Here is a 24264-nt window from a genome sequence, read left to right as displayed (position 1 = left end):
ATGTTTCATTTGTGTAAATAGTCGTCAACTTATTGATTCATCATTTGTATATAGAATATTATAGTTATTATGGACAGAAGCACAATATGTAGAAGGATATAAGTTTTTGTCGAACGCATGAAATATTTTCCCATATAAATATAAACGATCCAATTGATCAAAAAGAGAGGAGGAACAACTTATGTCAGAAATAAAAGAACAGGCAGAACATGAAGTGGAAGCACTTCTAACAAGTTTGTCAGATAAAAATATGGATGAATTCCGGTCCATTTTTTTAGAGCAACATCCATATGACCAAGCAAATGTATTTAGTAAACTTGATCTTGATCAACGAAATACAGTATATCAATATCTTTCTCCTGAAGAAATGGCTGCATTGTTTGAAAACATTGAGGATGAAGACGGTCAATATGAAACCTATTTATCTGAAATGGATCCCACATTTGCGGCACAGATGCTTGCCCAGATGTATGCGGATGATGCAGTCGACGTATTGAATGAATTAGATAAAGATCAGGTTGCAAGCTATTTAACGATTATGGATGATGATGCAGCTGAAGAAATTCGTGAGTTGCTTCATTATGAAGAATATACTGCAGGTAGTATTATGACGACTGAGTATATCTCCATTCATGCCCATCAAACGGTTCACTCTGCCATGCAAATATTGAAGCAGGAAGCACCGAATGCAGAAACCATTTATTATGTGTTTGTCATTGATGAAGATGAGAAGCTGGCAGGAGTTATTTCGTTAAGAGATCTAATTATAAGCGATTCAGATACAATGATTTCAGAGATTATGAGCGAGAGGGTATATTCTGTAAGTGTTGCTGAGGATCAAGAAGAAGTCGCAAGAAAAATGAAGGACTATAACTTTTTAGCTCTTCCAGTTGTTGATTTTCAAGGTCATTTATTAGGAATTATCACAGTTGATGATATCGTTGATGTTATTGATGAAGAGGCTAGTGATGACTATTCAAAATTAGCCGCTGTTTCCGATGTTGGATCAACAGATCGAAATCCGTTTTCAGCAGCTAAAAAGAGACTGCCATGGCTGATTATCTTATTATTCTTAGGAATGTTTACGGCAAGTTTAATCGGACGATTTGAAGAAACTCTAGACAAAGTTGCCATTTTAGCTGTTTTTATTCCGTTAATTGCGGGAATGGCCGGTAACACTGGGACACAGGCATTAGCGGTTGCTGTTAGAAGAATTTCATTAGGAGATACCGAAGATCAAAGTTTAAGCAAAATGGTATTCAAGGAAGCTGGAACTGGACTCATTACAGGAACAATATGTGGAATTGTTGTTGCTCTCACTGTCTTTATTTGGAAGGGGACACTTTTTCTGGGGATATTAGTCGGTTTGTCTATTTTGGCTACATTAACAGTTGCGACCATTTCAGGAGCATTCATTCCGCTAATTATGCACAAACTAAAGGTTGACCCTGCTGTTGCATCAGGACCTTTTATTACAACGATTAATGATATTATTAGCATTTTAATTTATTTTGGAATGGCAACATTGTTTATGCAATATTTGATTTAACAACAAGCAAGCATATTAATACAATTAAAAATTAAATTTGTATATGATAGGAACTAGAATTATCTAAAGAGAAAAATGATGAGGTTGAATGCAGTGACATACGGGTATCTTCATTTCTGCATTCAACCATTTCAATACTGAAAAAAATAAAAAGGAGGGATAGGATGCACGGAGCTTCTGTAACTTCATTAGTTATTGTTATACTCGCAGCCTTTTTAACCCCAATTTTACTCCACCGTTTAAAATTGAATTTTATGCCTGTTGTGGTAGCTGAGATTATCATCGGGTTATTTATTGGAAAAAGCGGATTCAATATTGTTCACGAGGATATGTGGTTGGAGACATTGTCAATGCTTGGCTTTATTTTCCTTATGTTTCTTAGTGGACTTGAAATCGACTTTACAGCATTTGCGGGAGGGAAGAAGAAAGAAAAGCTTCCTTCAGGGAAAAATGCTCCAAATACATTCTTAGTTTCAACAGTTATTTTTGTGGGGATATTTGCCCTATCATTATTACTTTCTTACATATTTGTATGGATCGGTTTAATGGACAATGCCTTCCTCATGACATTGATCATTTCAACCATTTCGCTTGGTGTTGTTGTTCCTACTTTAAAGGATGCCGGCATTATGAAATCCAACATCGGTCAAATTATTTTGCTGGTCGCTGTTATTGCTGATTTAGTAACGATGATTTTACTTGCTGTTTTTGCCTCTATATATGGAGGAGGAGAAAGCAATACATGGCTGCTACTCATTCTGTTTGGAGCAGGTGTTGCGCTCTACTTCTTAGGAAAAACGTTTATGAATCGGTCGTTCATTGAAACAATGTCAAAGGGAACCATTCAAATTGGGACTCGTGCTGTTTTTACTTTAATCATTTTATTAGTGGCAATCTCAGAGACTATAGGGGCAGAAAATATTCTTGGAGCCTTTTTAGCGGGGGTATTAGTATCACTCCTATCTCCTAACAAAGAAATGGTTCAAAAACTTGATTCGTTTGGATATGGTTTCCTTATTCCGATTTTCTTTGTAATGGTTGGGGTTGATTTAGATATATGGGCATTATTCCAAGACCCTAAAATTTTCATTTTGATCCCATTATTGTTTATCGCTTTACTCATTTCTAAAATTGTACCCGTGTTGTATTTGAAGAAATGGTATGACATGAAAACCACTTTAGCTTCAGGGTTCTTGTTAACATCAACCTTATCATTAGTTATTGCAGCAGCGACAATCGGGGAAAGGATGGAAATCATTACTTCTCAAATGTCAGGAGCCTTGATTTTAGTTGCTGTTATTACGAGTATTGTGACACCAATATTCTTTAAAAAGCTGTTCCCTAAAACGGAAGCAGAGCCTACAAAAATTAAAGTTGCATTTATTGGTGCAAACCAAATGACATTACCTGTTACAAGGGAATTAAATCCAGATCTTTATGAAACAACGGTTTATCATATTCAACAAGACAAGATTGATAAGCAAATAGCTGAATCATTATTCGAAATTAAAGAAATTAGTGAGTTTCAGGTTGATGCTTTAAAAGAACAGAATGCATTTGATGTTGATATGATCGTTGTGGCAACTGGAGATGAACAAAAAAATGCTGCGATTGCCCTGTATGCAAAAGAAGAACAAGTTAATCGGGTAATTGCGAGTGTTGGTTCACCAGATTTAGCAAGTAAATTAAAAGATGAAGAAATCGACATCTTCTCAACACTACTATCTACGAATACAGTACTGCGTGCTTTAATTGAAGCACCAAGTGTGATGAGAATTTTAACAAACCAAGAAACTACTCTTTACCAAATCAATTTAAACAATCCAAAATACGATGATATTTTATTACGCAACTTTCCGTTTACAGGTGATATCATTTTCGTAAGAATTTTCAGAGGAAAAGATTCCATTGTACCTCACGGTGATACAGACCTTAAACTCGGTGACCGCCTCATCGTCACAGGCTCAAGAGAATATGTAAATGAACTGAAACAGGAGTTGGAGTTAGTCTGATTCTTATATATAAAAAATTACTTTTCATGATTCTATAACAAAACTAATTAGGTTGATTGAAGCGGAAGGTACGAGACTCCAGTGGGAATAGCGTGGCAGGTGAGATCCCACAGGCGTGTGCGCCGAGGAAGCTCACCGCACGCCCCACGGAAAGCGAGTATCCTGGAGCTTCAATCAATCACACGATAATAAGTGAATAGTACAAAGTTTACCGAAAACAAGGATGATAAAAAAATAATTTCTTGAAAGTTTGCACACATTTGGTATGATAATAGTAATTAACAAATAAATATTGGCAATCAACCGCTAGGGGAGCCCTATACAATGGGCTGAGATTAAAGTGATTCTTTAAGACCCTTATAACCTGATCTGGTTCATACCAGCGTAGGGAAGTGGATTACAGCATGATATATAAATGTATGTAAAACCACTTTTCTATGGAAAAGTGGTTTTTTTATTTGCCATAAAAGAACTAGGTGATCGTAATGGAATTCCATGTCATAACAGATGGTAAGCAATCCATAGATGAACTGATATCTAGATTGTCAATCATTCACACTGAAGTTGATTATATCCATATTCGAGAAAAAACAAAATCAGCTTCAGACATAATGGAGCTCTTATCTGTGTTAGTGGACATAGGTGTACCAAAGGAAAAGCTCGTCATAAATGATCGAATGGATGTGGCTGTTTTACATAACATACCTAATCTTCATTTACCAAGTCATGGCTTTTCGATTCAAGAAGTAATAAAATACAGCCCTTCATTTAGAATCGGCCGATCGATTCATTCTTTAGAGGAAGCGATTCAATGTGAGAATGAAGGCGCAGATTATTTATTATATGGTCATATTTTTGAAACAACGTGTAAAGTTGATCTTTTGCCTCGGGGTGTCGAGCAGTTAAAGGACATTTGTAAAAACGTCACAATACCGGTTATCGCAATAGGAGGAATTACTCCTGAAACAATTGATCAACTAAACCAAACAAATGTACATGGTGTAGCGGTTATGTCTTATGTCATGGAGAGCATAGACCCCAAGAGTGCATTGATGAAATTAAAAAAGGTAGTAGAGGAGAGATACAATGAGCAAGCACTATGATGTAGGAATTGTTGGTGGAGGAATCATTGGTCAATCGATTGCCTATCAATTGGCAAAAGAAGGTATCTCTGTCCTTGTGTTGGATCGTCATAAAGGGGGATCTGGTGCGACAAGTGCTGCAGCAGGAATGCTTGGAGCGAATTCTGAACTTGAACAGAATGATGCTTTTTTCCAGTTTGCGAAGGAAAGTCAACGACAATATCATCTATTACAAGATGAACTTTCTCATTTTTCACAGATTCATATACAACTAGTTGATAAAGGAATGTATAAAGTAGCTTTATCTCAAGAAGAAGCCATAGCTTTAAAAAACGCGGTACAACATCATGAAACACTTGAATGGCACACAAGGGAAACAGTTTTAAATCACGAACCTTCTGTTTCAAGTGAAATTGAAGGAGCACTTCATATCCCTGAGGATGGTCATGTTTCACCAAAACATGTTTGTGAGGCATTTACAAAATCAGCTAGTTTACTTGGTGCAACTTTTATCGAGAATGCTCCCGTTCAGTCCATAAAAAAAGCATCGGTCAATGACTATCTACTCAGTACACCACAAGGAGATTTTACTTGTAATAAAGTAGTTATAGCGAATGGCGTTTGGAGCGGTTACTTCTTTAAACAGTTAGGGTTACCAAATGGGATGAAGCCTGTTAAAGGAGAATGCTTGGCAGTAAAAAGTAATACATTGCATTTGGAAAAGACCATTTTTTATGATCATTGCTATATTGTTCCCAAAGGTGATGGAAGATTTGTCGTTGGTGCCACGATGGTAGAGGATGACTGGAGTACGACACCATCTTTAGGAGGAATTCATGCGTTAATTGAAAAGGTCTCCCCGCTTGTGCCTGGGATATCTTCTGCACAACTTATAAGTACCTGGGCAGGGTTAAGACCACAGTCAGAGGATGGAAAACCTTATATTGGGGTGCATCCTGAAGATGATAATATTCTATTTGCAACAGGACATTACCGAAACGGAATCCTGCTTGCTCCTAAAACAGGAACGATGATAAGGGATTTTATTTTAAAGAAAAAGATAGATGAAAACTATGTGAGAGCATTCTCTGTAACGAGAAATTTAGCACAGTCTAATGAGGTGATCGTATGAGCATAAAGCTTAATGGAGAGTTGGTTGATCTGAAGGAAGATGTTAAGACAGTTCAGCAGTTATTAGCTTTTTATCAGTTGGAAAACCGTCTGGTTATCGTAGAACATAATCGGGAAATTGTCGTAAAGGATCAATATGATTCAACAACCATTCAACATGGGGATGAAATTGAATTAGTTCATTTTGTAGGAGGAGGATGATTGACATGTTAAAAATTGCTGATAAAGTATTTCAATCAAGATTATTATTGGGGACAGGAAAATACCCGTCATTTGAAATTCAAAAGGAAGCTGTTGCTCAGTCAGAAGCGGAGATTTTGACGTTTGCGGTTCGTCGTATGAATATTTTCGAAGAATCTCAGCCGAATTTCCTAGAACAGTTAGATGTATCAAACTATACACTGTTGCCAAATACGGCGGGTGCAAAAACGGCTGAAGAGGCAGTGAGAATTGCGAAGCTTGCAAAAGCATCAGGATTATGTGACATGATTAAAGTAGAGGTGATCGGCTGTGACCGTTCATTGCTTCCAGATCCTGTTGAGACATTAAAAGCGAGCGAAATGCTGTTAGAAGAAGGATTTATTGTTTTACCGTATACATCAGATGATGTGGTTCTGGCAAGAAGGTTAGAAGAATTAGGTGTTCATGCAATTATGCCTGGTGCTTCACCGATTGGCTCAGGTCAAGGATTATTAAATCCTCTTAATCTATCATTTATTATTGAGCAATCAAACGTGCCTGTTATCATTGATGCCGGAATCGGCTCTCCTGCAGATGCTGCATTGGCAATGGAGCTTGGTGCTGATGGAGTCCTTTTAAATACAGCTGTTTCTGCTGCAAAAGATCCTGTGAAAATGGCTGTAGCGATGAAGCTGGCTATTGAAGCTGGCAGATTAGGGTATGAAGCTGGTAGAATAGCTAAAAAAGACTATGCCATCGCAAGTAGTCCAACAGAAGGAATGATTACGACTTAATGGAACGCTATTCTAGACAAATACTATTCTCTCCAATCGGAGAAAAAGGTCAAGAGCAAATACGGAAGAAACATATCCTGGTAGTTGGTGCAGGTGCATTGGGTACCGCAAATGCCGAGATGATTGCCCGCGCCGGGATAGGAAAACTTACAATCGTCGACCGTGATTATGTAGAATGGAGCAATTTGCAGCGTCAACAGCTTTATATAGAAGAGGATGCACAGAATCGCATCCCTAAAGCTGTTGCGGCAAAGCTTCATCTGAAAAAAATAAATTCAGAAGTAGAAGTTCATTCATATGTTGAAGATGTAACATCAGCCAATATTGAAGAACTTGCAGAAGGTGTCGATCTAATCATTGATGCGACCGATAACTTTGAAACAAGATTACTGATAAATGATGTGGCATTAAAACATGAGATTCCATGGATTTATGGTGGATGTGTCGGAAGCTATGGATTAACTTTTACCATTATTCCACATGAAACACCTTGCTTGCACTGCTTATTAAAACATATCCCGTTTGATGGAATGACATGTGATACGGTGGGGGTTATTTCACCAATCGTAAGTATGGTGGCTTCACATCAAACATCAGAAGCGCTAAAACTTCTTGTGGGAGATGAAGAAAATAGACGTGGTAAGCTTGTTTCCTTTGACTTATGGAAAAATCAATATTCATCAATCAACATGGACCGTCTAAAAAATAATGCTTGCCCGACATGTGGAACAAATCCAGTATATCCTTACTTAACAGCTGAAATGGAAACAAAGGCTGCCGTTCTATGTGGAAGAGATACCGTACAAATCAGACCAAGTGAGACAAAACAGTTTTCATTTGCACAAGTGGCTGAACGTGTAAAGCCGCTTGCAGATGCATTTTTAGAAAATCCGTTTTTAATGTCATTTACATTTGGGGAGCATAGAATCGTTCTGTTTAAAGATGGGCGTGCCTTAATTCACGGAACAAAGGATATATCGGAAGCGAAGAAGATTTATCACCGCTACGTTGGGTAGTAGGGAGAGGGAGAAACATGACAGTGTCTCGAGCGCTTACAATTGCCGGATCTGACTCTGGAGGAGGAGCTGGTATTCAAGCGGATCTAAAAACCTTTCAGGAGCTAGGTGTGTTTGGTATGTCAGCTATTACTGCGGTAACGGCCCAAAATACATTAGGAGTACAAGGGGTGTATCCGCTTAGTCTTGATGCGTTAAAGAATCAAATTGATTCGGTTGCTACTGATTTGAAGCCGGCTGCAATTAAAACAGGTATGCTTTTTAATGCTGAAATGATTCAGCTAGTTGCTGATCGCATCCAGTATTATGAGTGGGAGAATATAGTAGTTGATCCGGTTATGATTGCCAAAGGCGGACAGTCGCTTTTGCAAATAGAAGCAGTCAGTGCATTGCTGACAACATTAGTACCTCTGGCTAAAGTGATCACTCCAAATATCCCTGAAGCAGAGGTTTTAACAGGAATGGAAATTCAAACGATTGAGGATAAAAAAGAAGCGGCTAAAAAGTTGTTCAATCTTGGTGCCAAGTTCGTCATGATTAAGGGAGGCCATGATATAACAGGAGAAGTTGTGATTGACCTTTTATATGATGGAAACAGCTTTGAATCATTTGAGGGTATACGAAGAGAAACAAAGCATACTCATGGAACTGGCTGTACATTTGCCGCAGCCATTACGGCTGAACTAAGCAAAGGAAAAACCGTGCATGAAGCCGTAGGTACAGCGAAGGAATTCATACAAGCAGCAATCGATGACCAATTAGGAATTGGTGGAGGACACGGTCCAACCAATCATTGGGCATACAGAAAAAAGAATCTTATATTTAGTTCATAATAAAAAGAACTGACTCTTGATTAGGCGGGGCAATCTATCGATTAGTTGTCGTGTATTTGTGGAGTCAGTTTTTTTGCGGGGAGAGACATAATCATGAATGTATCTGAAGCATTAAAACTATATCTTGTCATGGGATCGACAAATTGTCGTGTTTTTGATCCAGAAAAGACTTTGGCTGAAGCAATTGAAGGTGGAATTACGTTATTTCAATTTCGGGAAAAAGGGAATGAAGCTTTAAAAGAAAACGACTGTTTATATCTGGGGCAAAACTTGAGACAGCTTTGTAAGAAGAATAAGATTCCGTTTATTGTCAATGATGATATTGAAATGGCCCTCGAACTTCATGCTGATGGTGTACATATTGGACAAGATGATGGTGACCCATATAGGACAAGAAAACAAATTGGCGAGAACATGTGGATGGGAGTCTCTACACATTCAATCACAGAAGCCCACAAGGCAGTAAAGGATGGAGCTGACTATATAGGCGTAGGACCGATGTTTCCTACTAAAACAAAAGAGGATGCACATCAAGTGGTGGGACCTGACCTCATTAAAACAATTAGAAGATCAGGTTTGGACCAATTTCCGATTGTTGGGATAGGTGGAATTACACTTGATCGGGCGAATCTTGTTTATGAGGCAGGAGCAAATGGGGTGGCTGTTATAAGTGCCATTAGTGGAGCTGAATCACCGAAACAGGCTGCTGCAGAATTTCTTTCCATCAAAGCAACCAAAATATGAAATAGCACTTTTTCAAAATCAGTGATATAATTATAACCAGGTACTAATAACATGTATTAATTTAAGGAGGATGTACATGAGTTTATCATTAAAAGGACGTAATATTGTCGTAATGGGTGTAGCGAATAAACGCAGTATTGCTTGGGGAATTGCACGTTCTTTACATAATGCCGGAGCACGATTAATTTTTACATATGCTGGTGAACGTCTTGAGAAATCAGTTCGCGATTTAGCTGATTCATTAGAAAGTAATGATTCACTTGTTCTACCTTGTGATATTACTAATGATGAAGAAATTAAAACATGCTTTGCCACAATTAAAGAACAAGTTGGAGTGATTCATGGTATTGCACATTGTATCGCGTTTGCTAATAAAGAAGAGTTACAAGGTGAATACCTAAACACAACACGTGAAGGTTTCCTGCTTTCCCAGAACATCAGCTCATATTCTTTAACAGCTGTTGCTAAGGAAGCAAGAGGTCTATTATCAGAAGGCGGAAGCATTGTGACGCTAACGTATCTTGGTGGAGAGCGTGTACTGCCTAACTACAATGTAATGGGTGTTGCAAAGGCTTCTTTAGAAGCAAGTGTAAGATACTTAGCAAGTGATCTTGGAAAAGACGGAATCCGTGTGAACTCAATTTCCGCTGGTCCGATTCGAACTCTTTCTGCAAAAGGTATTAGTGACTTTAACTCAATCTTAAAAGATATTGAAGAACGTTCTCCACTTCGCCGCACAACAACTCCGGAAGAAGTTGGAGATACTGCATTATTCTTATTTAGTGATTTATCTCGAGGAATGACTGGAGAAAATCTTCACGTTGACTCAGGATACCATATCTTAGCATAATTTTTTGATTATAATAGAAAATCGACTTAGCCGTTTGGTTAAGTCGATTTTTTTATACTTTAAGAAAGTTTAACTATATTTAAGGATTAAAGTATAAGAAAAGGCATCGACTTCCGCCATTCTTGGCAGTAAGTCGTGTTTTTCTAAGAAAAAATCCTAGGGTCCAGAAAATAGGCACATTACCCAGTACTCCCGCATAACATGTTGAGTGTGTAGACTCTTGTTTAGGAGGGAAACGAATGGCAAATAAGCAAAATTACAAAATGAAGCCCCTTATGTATATTGTTCAACCTGATTCTGATGGTGTTCATGTAAATATGCAGTCTTATGTTGTGAAAAAAGCAAAACAAAAAGTGGTGGAGAAGCCAAAACAATCAGAAGCTGTTGTTAATACAGTGGTAGAGGAAGCTGTTGAAACTGAACTGGAACTGCAAGGGGCTGTCAGTACGGCTGTGGAGATTCAAGAGGAAGAACAGGTAGAAGAAGAACCTACAGTTAAGCAGTATCGAAAGCAAAGAAAACCTATTACCCAGATGAACGTTCAAGAAAAAATTGAGTTTTTTAAACATTTACCGAAAAATATGCCTAGGACACTTTGTCAGATCAGTACAGTTGAAGAAACGTACCGTGGAGTGATTATGACAGAGGAAAATGACATTGTTACAATTCGATCGTTAACACATTCTAAACCGATTGATATACCGCTAAATCAGATTAAAGAAATTAATTTGTTAGGTTTCTAACGTACTTAAACTAAAAAAGTTAGGCACATTTGTGTCTAACTTTTTTTGTACTATCAGAATTTATAAAAATTTTATGGTTGATAGTATAAGAAAAACTAAGGCTTTCGCCATTGGACTTGGCGACAAGCCAAGTTTTTCTAAACGAGATTTTTAATCAACTAATAACCGGGGTGATAAACATTGAATTGCACAGAAACAGCTTAAGTCAACCTCTACACAATTTCTTGTTTTAACAAGCTCTTTTACATCACAAATTTTATGAGCCACATGTCCGTGACAATCGATTGGAAGCAGCAGCCGCAGCGTTGCACAACAATGGTGAATTTTTTCGACTCTGAAAAAGTTTGTTTCAAAGCATTCCCCACCAACATGACCGAATGCTTTAAATGGCTCACCCTTTTCATTTAACAGAATAAAGGGTATTGTATCTCCAAGTGATTTGACAGGGTTTAGAAGGTTTGAATAACAACTAGTTGGACATTTTTCATCTTCGACAGCTTCCTGTTGATTCAGTATATTTTCAACCGCATCACATACACAGTTAAAGGCATTATTATGTCTCATTTTTGATATCCCTCCCACCAAAAGTTCTTATTAATAGTATAAGAATTGATTGGCCAATAGGTTCTGGGGAAAGTGCCTATTTTTCTTTAAAATCTTGTTACAATCTAAAAAGAAAAGACTGCCGATTGTTCAGCAGTCTTTGATGTTCATCAGTTTATTTGTGGCATTTTTTTCTTTCGTCTGCAACACGGTCCACTAATTCCGGTGATAAGCATTGGATAGCACAGAAGCAATCAAGGTCTACTTCGATGCAGAAGTCAGTCTTTTCAAGACCGAAGAAATCTTCGTCACAAGGATTACATACGCTTAGCGTATTGCCATCAACATCAACCGGACGTAATAATGATAATGTTGCACAGCAATCTTCAACAGCTTCAACACGGAAGAAGATTGTTTGGAAGCAAGTCATGTCTCCGTTGAATCCACCAACATTACCGAATGCTTTAAAGAGTTCACCTTTTTTTCCGTAAAGGATGAAAGGAATTGTATCTCTTTGAGGACCAGAGACAGGGCCTAATAAATTGCTGTAGCAGCTTGTTGGGCATGAGATTTCTTCAACTGCTTCTTGTTCAGCTAAAATTTGTTCAACAGCTTCACATACGCAATTATTGTCTCTATCTTTTTTATCTTTGCAACCCATTGAATAGTCATCTCCTTAAATGATTTATTGACTTTAGTCCTTAACAGACTATGTGGGAAATGACTAGTTGGTGTGGGTTATCGTCTATATTGTATGTATTCATCCAGAAAGTTTTTAGGTGAATGTATCAAAAAAAGGAAGGGTAACTTGTCTTTTTAAGAACAAGTAATACATACTTTGTTGTTAAAGTAATATGTGCTGTGCTGATTGATTGAAGCTCCAGGATGCTCATCTTAAGTGGGGCGTGCGGTGAGCTTCCTCGTCGCTTTGCGCCTGCGGGGTCTCACCTGCAACGCATCTCCCACAGGAGTCTCGCACCTTCCGCTCCAATCAACCTACAAAGTTATTGTTTACAGATGCTATTAAATATAGACTCATATAAAGTTTAATAATAATAAAATTAGTTGGATACAACATATGATATGATCTTTACTTAGTTTAGGATAAAAACATAAAATGAAAAGGCAGTTTCCGCAAAGATTGTGGCTTTTAAAACAATATTTTAACTCTGCAGCGTAATGGAACGAACTAATTTTTACCTTCAACTACATTTAAAAAAACATAAAAAAAGCAGGGCAGCCCCTGCTTCTTGTCATTAGAAAATGTCGATGTTAACAACTAGTGCGATTAAGATTTGAAGAAGAACTTGAAGTGAGATTGCAACGTCTGTGTCAGTTGTTGTAACTTTTACATCTTTTGAATTTTCAATGACTAGTTTTTGTTTGTTAACTTGTTTCATATCTGCTTCTTGAAGTAATTGTTGTGTTACTTGCTCTGCACGAGCGCTGTCAGCAATTGTTAAGTTGATAACAAGTGCGATTGCCACTTGAAGTGCTACTTGTAGGGAAACAGCTACTTGAGTATCAGTTGATTTAATATCAATGTCACAAGAATCTCTTACAATGATTGTTTCTGAAGAAATTTGCTCTGTTTCGCTTACTTGATTCGCTCCTTGTGATACTTGAGCATCGTCGCCAAAGAAATTGCCAACGTTTGCTCCAGCCACCTCGTTGTTGTTATTGTTGTTGTTGTTGTGATTACCACAGCCACAATGTGTTGGATGACAAGAATTACGGTCTAATGCAACCCACTCATATGGTTTTGCTTGCATGTTTTAATTCCTCCTTTCGATGTACTATTATTAAATGTCAGGATTTTATTTTTGTATAAGACAAACATCTTGGTGTTTTCACCCATTTTTAGTTTATTTGTCTTTCTTTTTATTTTTTAACATGTCACGTAGTGTCATGTTTTTTGGTGCTTCTTCAACTTTCTCAGGCTCTTCTTTCTTTGCCTGAGCTCCTTTTACAAATTCATTCACTTGTGCTTGAAGATCTGCTACTACCTTTTTTAACTGCTCCTTTTGGTCGTCCGTTAATTTCTTTTTACTTTCATCTGAGATGTTATTTTTGCTTAATACGTCTTGAACGAATAGTTGCATCATTGTTTGTGAGATATCTTGAAGATTTAATTTATCATTAGACAATGTTGGTCACCTCCATAACATAAATGGATAGGGGAAATAGCGCATAGCGACCCCTTCCCCATAAAAATTTTTTATTTATCTCTGGTAGTTTTATAGGATATCAATTGATACTAACAATGCTAGTAAAATTTGAATTAGAACCTGGAGAGAAATGGCTACATCTGTATCAGTTGTTGTAATCGTAACGTCACGGGAATTCTCAATGATGACTTTTTGTTTATTTGCTTGCCTAATAACTGAGTTTTGTAATAAATCCTGAGTTACTTGCTCAGCACGGGCGCTGTCAGCAATTGTTAAGTTAATAACTAATGCAATTGCTACCTGAATTGCTGCTTGTAATGAAACAGCTACTTGTGTGTCTGTTGATTTAATATCAACGTTGCATGAATCTTTAATGTGGATAAATTCCTCTGAAACTTGAACTGTCTCATTTGTTTGTACTGCATCTTGTGTTGTGTTTGAGTTACTGTGCTTACATTTGCAATCATCTAAGGCAGACCATCTAGTTGACATCCAAATTCACTCCTTTCACGATAAGAGGTAAAAAGGGGACACAACGATTAACCGTTACGATGGGACGTTTAGGGAGGATGGAAATCGTGAGGTATGCTGTGTTCCCTTTTAATTGTATATAATGCAGATTCACTAGGTTTTGAATGAGGCAAACATACAGGTTTGCACCCATTTTTCTTATAAATGCTGATGGACAAATGACTGTTTAGGGATTTGGCCTATTCATAAAAAAATTATCTTGTCCAAGTTCATAAAACAAAGAAGCCTTCATAATGTATAAAGATTATGATTAGAAAGGTGGGAGGGGATGATCACATGGGTAGAATTTTTGATCATTGCATTGGCATCTTTTCGGTTAACGAGATTAATGGTTTTCGATAAAATCACCTCCTTTATTCGCAGTCCATTTCATCGTGAAATTGAAGAGATAAACGAAAACGGCGAAACCGAAATTTATATTGAGATCAAAGGAAAAGGAATACGGGCATGGATCGGTGAATTATTAAGTTGTTATTGGTGTACAGGGGTCTGGTGTACAGCCTTTTTATGCGGATTGTGGTGGTTTTGGCCAATAGGTGCCGAACCATTACTTGTGATTTTAGCCATTGCAGGGTTAGCCGGAATCATTGAATCTATCGTAGGGAAACTAATAGAATAGGCAAAACACATAGAAACATAAAAGCAATTACACATAAGATGAGATATAGATGCTAAATGACTGCAGACGGTAAACAGAACAACTGACTTCTTCAGCATAACGTCTAAAAGCTATATTAAATCGATAGGAAGGTGGGATAATCATGAAAAAGGCAAACTTGAATCCTTCCGGAAGACCGACTAACTCGAATCAATCGATCTCTGTGTCAAAACCTAAAAAGGTAAAAAAGAGTGGCTGTGGCTGTGGAAAGAAAAATAAGCGTGTATAGCTTTTAATAGGTTAGAATCGAGAGACTACTTTAGATAAATGGTAGTCTCTTTTTAATGGTAAGAAACATTACATATTTTTACATATATATCCACATACTAAATTTAGTTTTTATTCCAAAAGTTAGGGAGATAGTAATATGCCAGATTGGATTGAAGTGGTCATTCGTTCTTTTTGCATTATTAGTGGTCTTTTTTTATTACGAAGTTACTTGGGAAAAAGCAATTATCCAAATTGTCTTTTTTGAATATATTGTTGGCATAACAGTAGGAGATATTGCCGGGACCATCACAATGGATATTGAATTAAATATCTTGAACGGAGTGGTTTCTATCTTAATATGGACGTTATTTCCCCTTGTCATATCTTATATCTCGCTTAAAAGTAAGAAGTTTCGGGATATTGTTGAAGGAAAAGCAACTACGTTTATTCAGGATGGGAAAATCTTAGAAGGAAATCTAAAGTACGAAAAATATAGTACAGATGAATTACTTGAACAGCTGCGCAAGAAAAATATCTTTCAAGTTTCTGATGTTGAATTTGCCATATTAGAGACGAATGGAGAGCTAAGTGTTTTATTAAAAAAAGAAAAGCAGCCAACAAAATGGGAAGATTTTTTCGGAGAAGGTCCAAAACAGAAAACACCGTTAACGGTCATTATGGATGGAAACTACTTAGAAAGTGCAATTTATGAGGGTGGCTATAGTTTAGATTGGGTGAGAAGGAAGCTGCAGGAGAAAAAAGAAATGTGAAGGATGTATACCTTGCTCAACTCGACTCTGATGGGAATCTATATGCAGATTACTATGATGATGAACTAAAAAAGCCGGAAACAGGAGAGGAAAAATGAATATTTTAGAACTGTTTTTTGAAGGATGGCTGAATTCCACTATGAAAAAACATGATCGGATTCAGTCTGGAGAAGATGTGAAACTGGCTGAACTGCATGACCAATTAAAAACATTAGACCAAACAACAGAAGATTTTGAATATCGAATGGAGAGTGCAGCAGTAGAATATGAAAAATGGGTAAAGTCAAAATCAAAGTGAAATTAAGGCAGAAACACTGTTATTCGTCCACACCGTTTCCTCAATCCCTACATAGATTATAAAGAAGTTAGGGTAGAGGAGGTGCTTATGCTCATGGGTTACGGCTACGGTGGTGGTAACTATGGTTATGGCGGTGGCGGATACTACGGAAGTACTTTCGTATTAATCGTAGTATTGTTCATTCTTTTAATCATTGTTGGTGCATCTTTTTATAACTAATGTGTGAAGCTTTAATGACGAACCAAGTACGAGCATGGTAGGCTGCTCGTACTTTCGTCTTTTTAATAAAGTTTTTACTTAGTATAGGAGCTCCAGCGCCAAGCCCCTCTAGGGTCTAGTCAACTTGGAATTGAAGGAAAAAACGCCTTCTATTCCAAATCGCCTTATTTGCCCTAGGCTGATCAAGGCGCTTGCACTTTTCTAATTTGAATTTTATTAATAAGATGAATTTCCTATCACATTTTAAATGGAATTCCATACGATATATCATGAATTAAGGAGGCGGGAAAATGGATAGCAAATTCTTTAAGAATCTTGAAGGAAAAACTGGCGTTAACATGAATGATATTTTCTCATTAGCTAACTCATTACAAGGTGCAAACTTTAAAGATGAAAAAACAGTACGCAGCGTCATTCAACGAGTTTCAAAGATTGCCAATAAACCAGTTAACAAGCAAATGGAAGATAAAATCGTTAACTCTATTGTTAACGGAAACGAGAAATTGGATTTTAATACGATTTCTAAAATGATAAATAAGAAGTAAACAGAAAAAGGGGTCTGACTTTTGGTCAGACCCTTTATAGTAGGGTGGAAAATTAAGCTTTGCAAAAAAAGGCTCTTTTCTGCAAAATAGATTAAGAATTTGCAAGAATAAAAGTCAAACTTACAAAAATAATTTAAAATCTGCAAAAAACTAGTGGAAGTCTGCAAAAATGAGCTGATTTTGTCAATGAAATCAGCATTAGAGCGGCTTCTTTCTAACTTATTTCATCATTCCCCTTATAAACCGGGAAGGGACAGCCTTCCGCCCTCTTCGGTGTGATGGAACTGACAAATATAAATGTTCTTTTGCCCGCGTCATCGCCACATAAAGTAATCGTCGTTCTTCCTCAAGATGTTCGAACTTTTCCTTTCGAGCCGACTCCAATGCGAAATCATGTGGTAAAGAGCCGTCGACAACACCTAATACATAAACATATTTAAATTCCAGGCCTTTTGAACGGTGAATTGTCATAAGTTGAACTCCGGATTCTTGTGTTGATGTTTTTAACGATTGCTGTGTCACAATCATATGGTCAACGTGCTGGAGAAAATCAGTAACAGTCATGAATTTCTTCGCAACTACCTTTAAATCATTCAAGTCATCTGAGCCCTTTTCCATTGCATTTCCTTCATTCCCCTGTTTCTTTAAGTAATCAACAAAGCCTAAATCTTTTTCAATGATCGCTAATGCGACAGCCGGTTTTTCATGCTGAAGAGAGTTGATTCTTGGGATGATTTTCTTTAGCTTTGCTTTTTGAAATGCAGGCAGTCCATTTACATGTAATAGAGCTTCAACAAGTGAGCAGTCATGCAGGATGGATAAAGCTTTGACATCATTGAGAACCGATTGTTTTAAAAATAAAGCGCGTATCAACTCCGTTATGGCGGAGCTGTCATCAGAGTTCATACTAAGGCGAAGATAGGATAAAATACTGCGTACCATTTTTCTTTCATAAAAGGATGATTGTCCTTTTTCAATAGTAAAAGGAATGCTTGATTGAACAAATCGTTCAAATACTGCTCGTCCACCTGTATGTGTACGATATAAAACAGCAAACTCTTCGGGATTTGCTCCTGCTTCAATTTTCTCCTTCATATCTTGCAAAATCATTGTAGCTTCTTCCTCTTCATCATATGGAAAAAAAGCAACAGGTGAGTGTGGTGTTTCATATTGAGCGATCATTTGCTTACTGAGTCTTTGTTTGTTTTTTGATATAACATCATTTGCTGTTGAGACAATTTGATGATCAGAACGATAGTTAGCAGAGAGTGTAATTACTTTTGCTGATGGGTATTCTTGTTTGAAATTCAAAATAAATGACGGTTGACTGCCTCTAAAACTGTAAATGGTTTGATCATCATCCCCGACACCGCATAGATTGTTAGTATGACTGGATAATAGCTTAATAAGCTTATATTGCACAGGATTAATATCCTGAAATTCATCGATTAAGAAATACTGAAACCGCTGCTGGTAAGAGGATAAAAGATCAGTATTTTCATTTAATAGCTCATAGCACTTCACAAGCATATCATCGAAGTCAAATTGTCCGCGCTGTTGTTTTTGCTCCTCGTATTCTCTATAAAGAGTGAGTGCGGTTTGCTCCCAATCATCAGCAGGCTTTATACACTGGGGCATATACATTGTATTTTTCCAATAACCGATTTGTTGAATGGCTTGGTCAAATGGAAAGTCCTTTTCATCTATTCCTAATTCTCTGCAGGAGGCTTTTAGATAGCTTTCCTTTTGCCAATCCCATTTTAACAGGTGTCGGCTATTCCACTTCTCACGATCGTGATGGAGAAGAATTTTATAAAAAATACTATGAAATGTACCGATTAGCAATTGGTTAAGCTTTGCAGCCTGAATAGAAGAGTTTGCAATGAGCCGTTGCTGCATTTCTTTTGCTGCTTTTGCTGTAAAGGTGACAAGCATCATCGATGTAGGCGAAATCTCTTTTTCCTCAATCATGTACAAAGCTCTTGTTGTTAATACACGTGTTTTTCCACTACCGGCCCCGGCTAAAATAAGCAAAGGTCCTTCAGTCGTTGTGACAGCTTCTTTTTGTTCCACATCTAGTGGAATGCCCAATAGGGACGCAGGAGTTTTTACTTTTATTGTAAAGGGAGTTCTCCCTTTTAGCATTTTTGGTTCACACCATTTTGTTGTTTCTTTTTTGTCAGCTGTAGCAATACTTCTTGATTTTGGTAACCGAAACCCATTTTGCTCAGAGTCGTTCTCTGTTGTTGTTTCATGAGTTGGTGTTTCTTCTTGTTTCGGAAAATCGACATGAAATTGTTTCTGGCATGTTTCATTTAATTCTCTGTTTGAGTGATAAAAATAGGGAGGATGGTTAATGCCTAAATACAGCTTCACCGGTTTTCCGCAGCACCTGCAAACAACAGCCTCTTTTAAAGATTCTTCATATATTCTTTGGATTTCCTGCTGAGGTAATTGTGTTAAGGAGATGATTGATTCCTTTATTTTTGCTGAATTCATTGTTGTCCTCCTCCCTTAAAATTGGATATTTCATCGTATGTATATAGAAATTTAGTATAAGCGAATAAATGAAGCGACAAAATCTATGATAACAGAACGAGAACTGAACGAAAAGTGAAAGAAAATGGTTTAACCTTCCATAGACACGGGAAATAAAGAATAAGAGGTGGTAAAAGTGGGATATATCTTACCGATACAACATGATACATACACTCAATACGCTAATCGATCTGTCTCAGTTAAACAACATTATGCATATGTTTTACCAACATCTGGAGTCACTCTGAATACTCGTCATCTCCGAGAAAGTTCACAGGCAGAACAACAAAAGTTTGCAGATATTTTAAAAGAAAAAATGAAGCAGAATAGCTATGTAGCAACATATACAGGAAAAGGAAAACACTTGAATGAATATGTTTAAATACGAAAAAGGACTGGTTTCAACTGAAACCAGTCCTTTTTTGATGATGTTAGAATGACTGAACGTGTAATCCTTTCCCTTCTAACCACTCTGCATAGAGAACTTCCTCTGTCCGAAAAATATTCTGTTGCTTTAATTGCTGCTCAAGCCAGGTGTAATTAAAACCAGCTTCAATTAAATTTTCCTTCAAAACTTTGCCGTCGCTAATAATTGTAATGGGGATATGAACTTTTTCTTGACTCACTTGAAGATCTGACTTGGTCGGATTTTCGAATTCAGCTTTTTTTAGAATACTAACAGTTCCATCTGTTTCAAGAATGGCATACTCCAACTCCCTAATCGAGAAAACACCCTTTGATCGAATTAAATGCTGTAATTGATTGATGTCCAGCTTACACTTTTTTAAGCTGTCTCTTTGTATTTGTCCTTCTCTAATAATAATGGTTGGCTTTCCTTCAAGAAATCCCCTTGTTTTACTCCACTTTTGCGTAATCATTTCTAAGATGAAGATGAGAAGCCCCCAAATAAAAACAGCATAAAATATTTCAGCAATACTAACGTGATCATCAAAAACGGCATTCCCGACCAATTCTCCTAGAACAAGAGCAGAGATAAAGTCAAATGTTGTAATTTGTGTGATTTGTGTTTTACCTAATATTCTTGTGATAACAAATAAAGCAATAAATCCAAAAAATAGTTCAATCGTTATTTGTCCAAAATGCATGTTAAAAACCTCCGTCACACACGTCCATATATAGTATCTTTAGCGTCATAATAGTTTTTATACTATAAGAAATAAGAGAGAAAGAATTGAAATAATAAGAGGAAAGATAGGAAAGAATATAAAAAAATTCTTCATTGGCCGAAGGAGGGGTATACGTGTCTGAAGATTATAACAAACTTACCTCAACTGAAATTGCATCACTATGGACGACCTATATGAATGAGAGCATGGTAAAGACAATGTTATCACATATGCTGATTGATATAGAGGAGAGTGAGATAAGAGCAGGGGTTCAACAATCTTATGATATAGCAAATCATAATTTAAATTTTTTAACAGAATTTTTTCGGAAACATAAATATGCAGAACCGGTGGGGTTTACAAATGAAGATTTATATACAAATGCACAAAAACTATACTCCGACACTTTTATCCTTATCTATATTAATCACATGTCAAAGGTTGCCATGCTTGGGTATTCAGGTTGCTTAGCAATGTGTGTACGAGAAGATACAAGACATTTCTTTACGGAGTGTTTGCAAAAGGCGGCAGAATTATATAACTCCACACTTGAAATTGCTGACAAAAAAGGATTTTATGTCAAAGCACCGTACATAGAAGTACCAGAGAACAGTGATTATGTGGAGACGAAAAAATATCTTAGTGGATTAAATCCTTTTTCAGAGAAACGCCCATTAAACGCGATTGAAATTTCTCATTTATACATGAATATCCAAACCAATTCAATCGGCAGTAAATTATGTTTAAGCTTTGGACAGACATCTCAAAACAAGGAAGTACAGGAATATATGATGAGAGGAAGCGAAATTTCAAAAAAACATGTAAAAATCTTTACGAAAACATTGGCTGAAAGTGATATCCTAGCACCTGGTTCTCCGGATGTTTGTGTAAGTGATTCGACATCACAAACTTACTCAGATAAATTAATGATGTTCCAAATGTCATTGCTTAGTGCAGCAGGTTCAGGTAATTACGCAACAGCGGCAGTAGCAAGTCAACGAGCGGATTTGGCAGTAAATTATGAAAGGTTATCTATAGAAATTGCAGACTTTGCAAAAACTGGCGCGGATATTATGATAAATAACAATTGGCTGGAGCAGCCGCCGGGTTTGAAGGATCGCAAAAAGCTTGTAAAGAAGGATAAATAGAAAAAAGCTAACCCAATGTTAGCTTTTTTCTATTTCCTTGATCATCGTCACATGAGGAATACCTGCGTCCATAAACTCATCAGACACAACCTCATAGCCTAACTTCACATAAAAAGGAATTGCATGTGTTTGTGCGTTAAGCTTTAGTTTGCTTACACCTTGCTGTGTTGCAATTTCTTCTAATTTTTCAACAATCATTCGGCCGGCGCCGTTTTTGCGGCTTGTTGATAAAACACAGATTCTTTCAAGTTTGCCTATGCCGTCAACAACTCGCACCCGTCCTGCACCGGCAGGCTTTTGGTTGTCATCATATAGCACGACATGTGTTGCCTCATCTTCAAGTTGATCAATTTCTTCTTCTACTGGAACTTGTTGTTCATCTACAAAAACAGTGTATCGTACTGAAAATGCATCATCTAGTTGTTCTTTTGTTGTGACTTGTTGTATGTTCAATTATTCGCTTTCCTTTCCGAGTAAAAATGTTTCGTAGACAGTCCAAGTACCGTTTTCTAATTGGTATAAAAGGTGAAAACGATCAATAACCTCTTCATGACGAATGTCCAACATTTTAAGATTTCCCAACACATCTGAATGTTCGTCGTCTGATAGTTTTTGACCAATTGTTATATGTGGAACAAATGCATACTCCGGATTGCTATTCAGTGATCCTGTATGCAGCTTTTCATGGAGAGCTTTAAGCTCATCTGTCGGGTCTACTTTTAAATAAATGACGTTATTCACAGGTGAAAAAGAGCTTACCTTCTTAATGGAAATGTGCAAAGGTTTTGTTGCATTAGCGATGTCACGTAACTCTTTTGCGATAGCTTTAATTTCAGTATCATCTGCATCAAATGCTGTTTTTAACGTTAAATGCGGTGGAACTAAAGCGTAATTCGTGTCATATCGTTTACGATATGAATTGGCAAGATCCTGTAGTTTTTTAGATGGAAAAAGGGCAATTCCGTATTTCATGTCATTCCCTCCTAACGAGTCATTGTAATGTTAGTATATCAAATTTTTGAAAATAAACATATGTACGTATGATGTGTCTGAAAATTACTCAAATATTTGCTTGAAAATCGGCGTTAAAGAAGGCTGCCAATACTTCCATGTATGATCGCCATCAAATTCTTCATAGGTGTATGAAAATCCTTTTTTTCAATCGCTTCTGCAAGCTTGCGGTTTGGTGTCACAAAATCAAGGATCTCACCATGAGTTGTTTTTACAGCTGTTTCTTTCTTTCCGATTTGATGATAAACAATTGGACGGGTAGATGAAGTAAAGTTTTCAACTGCTTCCAATACACCATCATTAACAAATGGGGATTGCAAAATAAGTTTACCAAAAATATTTGGATACATTAAGCCTGTCAGCAAGGAAACGGATGCCCCTAAAGAATCCCCGATAAGAGCACGGCCGTAGCCAATTTGGTAGGTTGGAAATTCTTCATCCAAATATGGAACAAGCTCATGTGCAAGAAAACGTATATACTGCTTAACCTTAACTCCATCAGGATGATATTTATCTCGGCGGTCATCGACATCTTTGTATGGAATTCCTACAACAATAACATTCTCAATTTCTTCTTCTTTCATGAGTGCTTCGAGTTGTCTGCCAACCCGGCCCAGCTTGAAATAATCCTGACCATCCTGTGCAATTAACAAACTATACTTATATAAAGGAGAAAAATTTTCCGGAAGATAAATAAGCAATGTTACTTCTTCCTCTAAAGATGCTGAAAAAAAGGAACGCTCCTTTATAATACCTGTTTGTTTACTCATCATTTCCCTCCTTAATGTATATGTTTGAAACCATTTTCTATTTTAACACGCCTGAGTGGATTCATCCTTAAAAATGCAAATAGAAAGATAGAGAAAAAAGGTTTGAAAAAATGGGACAAGGGAATGTACATGGTAAACCTATTAAAAAAGAGTGAAAGGAGAATCACAATGAAAAAACAAGCCTTATCAAAGAGGACAGTGGTTTTATCCGGTGTTGCGCTATCGACAATAGGTGTTACTTCTTATTTATTAAAAGATGAGAAACGAAAAGATAAAATGAATTATGGAATTCAGCGTATAAAAAATAAAGCAAAAATCCTTTTATCTAGGAAAGAACCAGTTATGGAAAAAGCCGGACATCCCGATCCTTATGATATAGAAGATAATTCAATGGTTGCAGAAGGATCTATGTACTCTGTTAATTATTTTAATGAAAAATCGAAATCTAAGTAGAAGCCGACAAAACGTCGGCTTTTTACGTTCGAATAATTATACAAATCAAACTATTACAATAATTGTATTGCATTCTAAACTCGAATCATGTAAAGTAGTAAAAAAAGTAAACCAAACAATTTCATATATTTCTTATCAAGAGAGGCAGAGGGACTGGCCCTATGAAGCCTCAGCAACCGGTTCATAACGAGTGAAGATCTGGTGATTGATATTTATTTTCTTAGAATATACCTATGTTGGTTTTTAAAAGCACCGACAGATGATGAAAAATGAAGCGAACAAAGCGATTTTGTTTGTTCGAAGCATTTTTCATCATCTGTCGCTGGCTTGCATCGCAAGCC

The 24264-nt window shown here is 36.9% G+C and carries 29 protein-coding genes, 1 pseudogene and 2 riboswitches; of the genes and pseudogenes, 20 read left to right on the top strand and 10 right to left on the bottom strand.

From position 1 onward, the window contains the following. The first annotated feature begins 181 nt into the window (after positions 1-181). From mgtE to AC0L8O_RS17935, 11 genes are all read left to right on the top strand, one after another. A complete protein-coding gene (gene mgtE / locus AC0L8O_RS17985; RefSeq protein ID WP_473444259.1) occupies positions 182-1549 on the top strand; it encodes a magnesium transporter in 1368 nt (455 codons plus the stop codon). Positions 1550-1713: 164 nt separating this feature from the next. After that, a complete protein-coding gene (locus tag AC0L8O_RS17980; protein ID WP_078435180.1) occupies positions 1714-3561 on the top strand; it encodes a monovalent cation:proton antiporter family protein in 1848 nt (615 codons plus the stop codon). Positions 3562-3859: 298 nt separating this feature from the next. Then, positions 3860-3969, top strand: a riboswitch (TPP riboswitch). Positions 3970-4046: 77 nt separating this feature from the next. Then, positions 4047-4664 (top strand): thiazole tautomerase TenI, encoded by a 618-nt coding sequence (gene tenI / locus AC0L8O_RS17975; protein WP_473444257.1) that lies wholly within the window; start codon positions 4047-4049, stop codon positions 4662-4664. Then, positions 4648-5775: a glycine oxidase ThiO gene (gene thiO / locus AC0L8O_RS17970; RefSeq protein WP_473444255.1), complete on the top strand. Its 1128-nt coding sequence runs from the start codon at positions 4648-4650 to the stop codon at positions 5773-5775. Before tenI ends, thiO begins: the two co-directional genes overlap by 17 nt. Continuing rightward, positions 5772-5975 (top strand): sulfur carrier protein ThiS, encoded by a 204-nt coding sequence (gene thiS / locus AC0L8O_RS17965; RefSeq protein WP_226530486.1) that lies wholly within the window; start codon positions 5772-5774, stop codon positions 5973-5975. The genes thiO and thiS overlap by 4 nt, the downstream gene beginning before the upstream one ends. Further along, positions 5975-6748 (top strand): thiazole synthase, encoded by a 774-nt coding sequence (locus tag AC0L8O_RS17960; protein ID WP_318841613.1) that lies wholly within the window; start codon positions 5975-5977, stop codon positions 6746-6748. Before thiS ends, AC0L8O_RS17960 begins: the two co-directional genes overlap by 1 nt. Beyond that, the gene (locus AC0L8O_RS17955) at positions 6748-7764 is read left to right on the top strand and encodes a thiazole biosynthesis adenylyltransferase ThiF (RefSeq protein WP_078435176.1); all 1017 of its coding nucleotides are present in this window, start codon (positions 6748-6750) and stop codon (positions 7762-7764) included. The genes AC0L8O_RS17960 and AC0L8O_RS17955 overlap by 1 nt, the downstream gene beginning before the upstream one ends. 17 nt (positions 7765-7781) lie before the next feature. Beyond that, the gene (gene thiD, locus AC0L8O_RS17950) at positions 7782-8597 is read left to right on the top strand and encodes a bifunctional hydroxymethylpyrimidine kinase/phosphomethylpyrimidine kinase (RefSeq protein ID WP_473444253.1); all 816 of its coding nucleotides are present in this window, start codon (positions 7782-7784) and stop codon (positions 8595-8597) included. Between the two features lie 93 nt (positions 8598-8690). After that, positions 8691-9341, top strand: a complete 651-nt coding sequence (gene thiE, locus AC0L8O_RS17945; RefSeq protein ID WP_264144829.1) for a thiamine phosphate synthase — start codon at positions 8691-8693, stop codon at positions 9339-9341. A gap of 76 nt (positions 9342-9417) precedes the next feature. Beyond that, positions 9418-10191 (top strand): enoyl-ACP reductase FabI, encoded by a 774-nt coding sequence (gene fabI, locus AC0L8O_RS17940; RefSeq protein ID WP_078435173.1) that lies wholly within the window; start codon positions 9418-9420, stop codon positions 10189-10191. Positions 10192-10430: 239 nt separating this feature from the next. After that, a complete protein-coding gene (locus AC0L8O_RS17935; protein ID WP_264144827.1) occupies positions 10431-10934 on the top strand; it encodes a spore coat CotO family protein in 504 nt (167 codons plus the stop codon). A gap of 150 nt (positions 10935-11084) precedes the next feature. Here AC0L8O_RS17935 and AC0L8O_RS17930 read toward each other — a convergent pair whose 3' ends face one another. The 5 genes from AC0L8O_RS17930 to AC0L8O_RS17910 all read right to left on the bottom strand — a co-directional run bounded on the left by AC0L8O_RS17930 (position 11085) and on the right by AC0L8O_RS17910 (position 14137). After that, positions 11085-11498: a CotY/CotZ family spore coat protein gene (locus tag AC0L8O_RS17930; protein WP_216772253.1), complete on the bottom strand. Its 414-nt coding sequence runs from the start codon at positions 11496-11498 to the stop codon at positions 11085-11087. Positions 11499-11652: 154 nt separating this feature from the next. Further along, positions 11653-12138 carry a CotY/CotZ family spore coat protein gene (locus AC0L8O_RS17925; protein ID WP_264144826.1) on the bottom strand — a complete coding sequence of 162 codons (486 nt, stop codon included), beginning with the start codon at positions 12136-12138 and terminating at the stop codon, positions 11653-11655. Between the two features lie 595 nt (positions 12139-12733). Beyond that, entirely contained in the window at positions 12734-13249 is a 516-nt protein-coding gene (locus tag AC0L8O_RS17920; protein WP_264144825.1) for a spore coat protein, read from the bottom strand. Positions 13250-13342: 93 nt separating this feature from the next. Beyond that, positions 13343-13624 (bottom strand): hypothetical protein, encoded by a 282-nt coding sequence (locus tag AC0L8O_RS17915; protein WP_216772256.1) that lies wholly within the window; start codon positions 13622-13624, stop codon positions 13343-13345. Positions 13625-13714: 90 nt separating this feature from the next. Then, positions 13715-14137, bottom strand: coding sequence for a spore coat protein (locus tag AC0L8O_RS17910; protein ID WP_026561087.1), 423 nt, complete (start codon positions 14135-14137; stop codon positions 13715-13717). Positions 14138-14444: 307 nt separating this feature from the next. On the opposite strand from AC0L8O_RS17910, the gene AC0L8O_RS17905 reads away from it, so the two are divergent. The 6 genes from AC0L8O_RS17905 to spoVIF all read left to right on the top strand — a co-directional run bounded on the left by AC0L8O_RS17905 (position 14445) and on the right by spoVIF (position 16876). Then, positions 14445-14795 (top strand): DUF1360 domain-containing protein, encoded by a 351-nt coding sequence (locus AC0L8O_RS17905; protein ID WP_078435166.1) that lies wholly within the window; start codon positions 14445-14447, stop codon positions 14793-14795. Between the two features lie 142 nt (positions 14796-14937). Continuing rightward, positions 14938-15063: a hypothetical protein gene (locus AC0L8O_RS17900; protein WP_264144823.1), complete on the top strand. Its 126-nt coding sequence runs from the start codon at positions 14938-14940 to the stop codon at positions 15061-15063. A gap of 151 nt (positions 15064-15214) precedes the next feature. Then, a complete protein-coding gene (locus AC0L8O_RS17895) occupies positions 15215-15814 on the top strand; it encodes a DUF421 domain-containing protein (protein WP_473444248.1) in 600 nt (199 codons plus the stop codon). Between the two features lie 94 nt (positions 15815-15908). Continuing rightward, a complete protein-coding gene (locus AC0L8O_RS17890) occupies positions 15909-16112 on the top strand; it encodes a hypothetical protein (RefSeq protein WP_394186601.1) in 204 nt (67 codons plus the stop codon). Positions 16113-16199: 87 nt separating this feature from the next. Next, a complete protein-coding gene (locus tag AC0L8O_RS17885) occupies positions 16200-16331 on the top strand; it encodes a YjcZ family sporulation protein (RefSeq protein ID WP_372496303.1) in 132 nt (43 codons plus the stop codon). A gap of 290 nt (positions 16332-16621) precedes the next feature. After that, entirely contained in the window at positions 16622-16876 is a 255-nt protein-coding gene (gene spoVIF / locus AC0L8O_RS17880; RefSeq protein ID WP_026561091.1) for a sporulation-specific transcription regulator SpoVIF, read from the top strand. Between the two features lie 219 nt (positions 16877-17095). Here the strand turns inward: spoVIF and AC0L8O_RS17875 are convergent, their stop codons facing one another. Continuing rightward, positions 17096-19375, bottom strand: coding sequence for an ATP-dependent helicase (locus AC0L8O_RS17875; protein WP_473444244.1), 2280 nt, complete (start codon positions 19373-19375; stop codon positions 17096-17098). 175 nt (positions 19376-19550) lie between these two features. Here AC0L8O_RS17875 and AC0L8O_RS17870 point away from each other — a divergent pair, with 175 nt between their 5' ends. Continuing rightward, positions 19551-19796: a hypothetical protein gene (locus tag AC0L8O_RS17870; protein WP_473444241.1), complete on the top strand. Its 246-nt coding sequence runs from the start codon at positions 19551-19553 to the stop codon at positions 19794-19796. 49 nt (positions 19797-19845) lie between these two features. On the opposite strand, the gene AC0L8O_RS17865 is transcribed toward AC0L8O_RS17870, so the two are convergent. Beyond that, positions 19846-20520, bottom strand: coding sequence for a YetF domain-containing protein (locus tag AC0L8O_RS17865; protein ID WP_473444239.1), 675 nt, complete (start codon positions 20518-20520; stop codon positions 19846-19848). Positions 20521-20675: 155 nt separating this feature from the next. Here AC0L8O_RS17865 and AC0L8O_RS17860 point away from each other — a divergent pair, with 155 nt between their 5' ends. Next, positions 20676-21689 (top strand): DUF3231 family protein, encoded by a 1014-nt coding sequence (locus AC0L8O_RS17860; RefSeq protein WP_473444237.1) that lies wholly within the window; start codon positions 20676-20678, stop codon positions 21687-21689. An 18-nt stretch (positions 21690-21707) separates the two neighbouring features. Here AC0L8O_RS17860 and AC0L8O_RS17855 read toward each other — a convergent pair whose 3' ends face one another. From AC0L8O_RS17855 to AC0L8O_RS17845, 3 genes and pseudogenes are all read right to left on the bottom strand, one after another. Next, positions 21708-22142, bottom strand: a complete 435-nt coding sequence (locus AC0L8O_RS17855) for a GNAT family N-acetyltransferase (RefSeq protein ID WP_473444235.1) — start codon at positions 22140-22142, stop codon at positions 21708-21710. Beyond that, positions 22143-22661 (bottom strand): YjcG family protein, encoded by a 519-nt coding sequence (locus tag AC0L8O_RS17850; protein WP_473444233.1) that lies wholly within the window; start codon positions 22659-22661, stop codon positions 22143-22145. A gap of 84 nt (positions 22662-22745) precedes the next feature. Then, a pseudogene (locus AC0L8O_RS17845) lies at positions 22746-23470 on the bottom strand (esterase family protein). Positions 23471-23638: 168 nt separating this feature from the next. Here AC0L8O_RS17845 and AC0L8O_RS17840 point away from each other — a divergent pair. Next, on the top strand, positions 23639-23923 hold the full coding sequence (locus AC0L8O_RS17840) for a hypothetical protein (protein ID WP_034332655.1): 285 nt from the start codon (positions 23639-23641) through the stop codon (positions 23921-23923). Positions 23924-24052: 129 nt separating this feature from the next. Continuing rightward, positions 24053-24192: riboswitch (SAM riboswitch) on the top strand. Positions 24193-24264 lie beyond the last annotated feature (72 nt).

The sequence above is a fragment of the Metabacillus sp. KJ11-3 genome, from assembly GCF_055808295.1.
The sequence above is the reverse complement of the archived record's forward strand: the minus strand, read 5'-3'. Positions and strand labels throughout refer to the sequence as shown.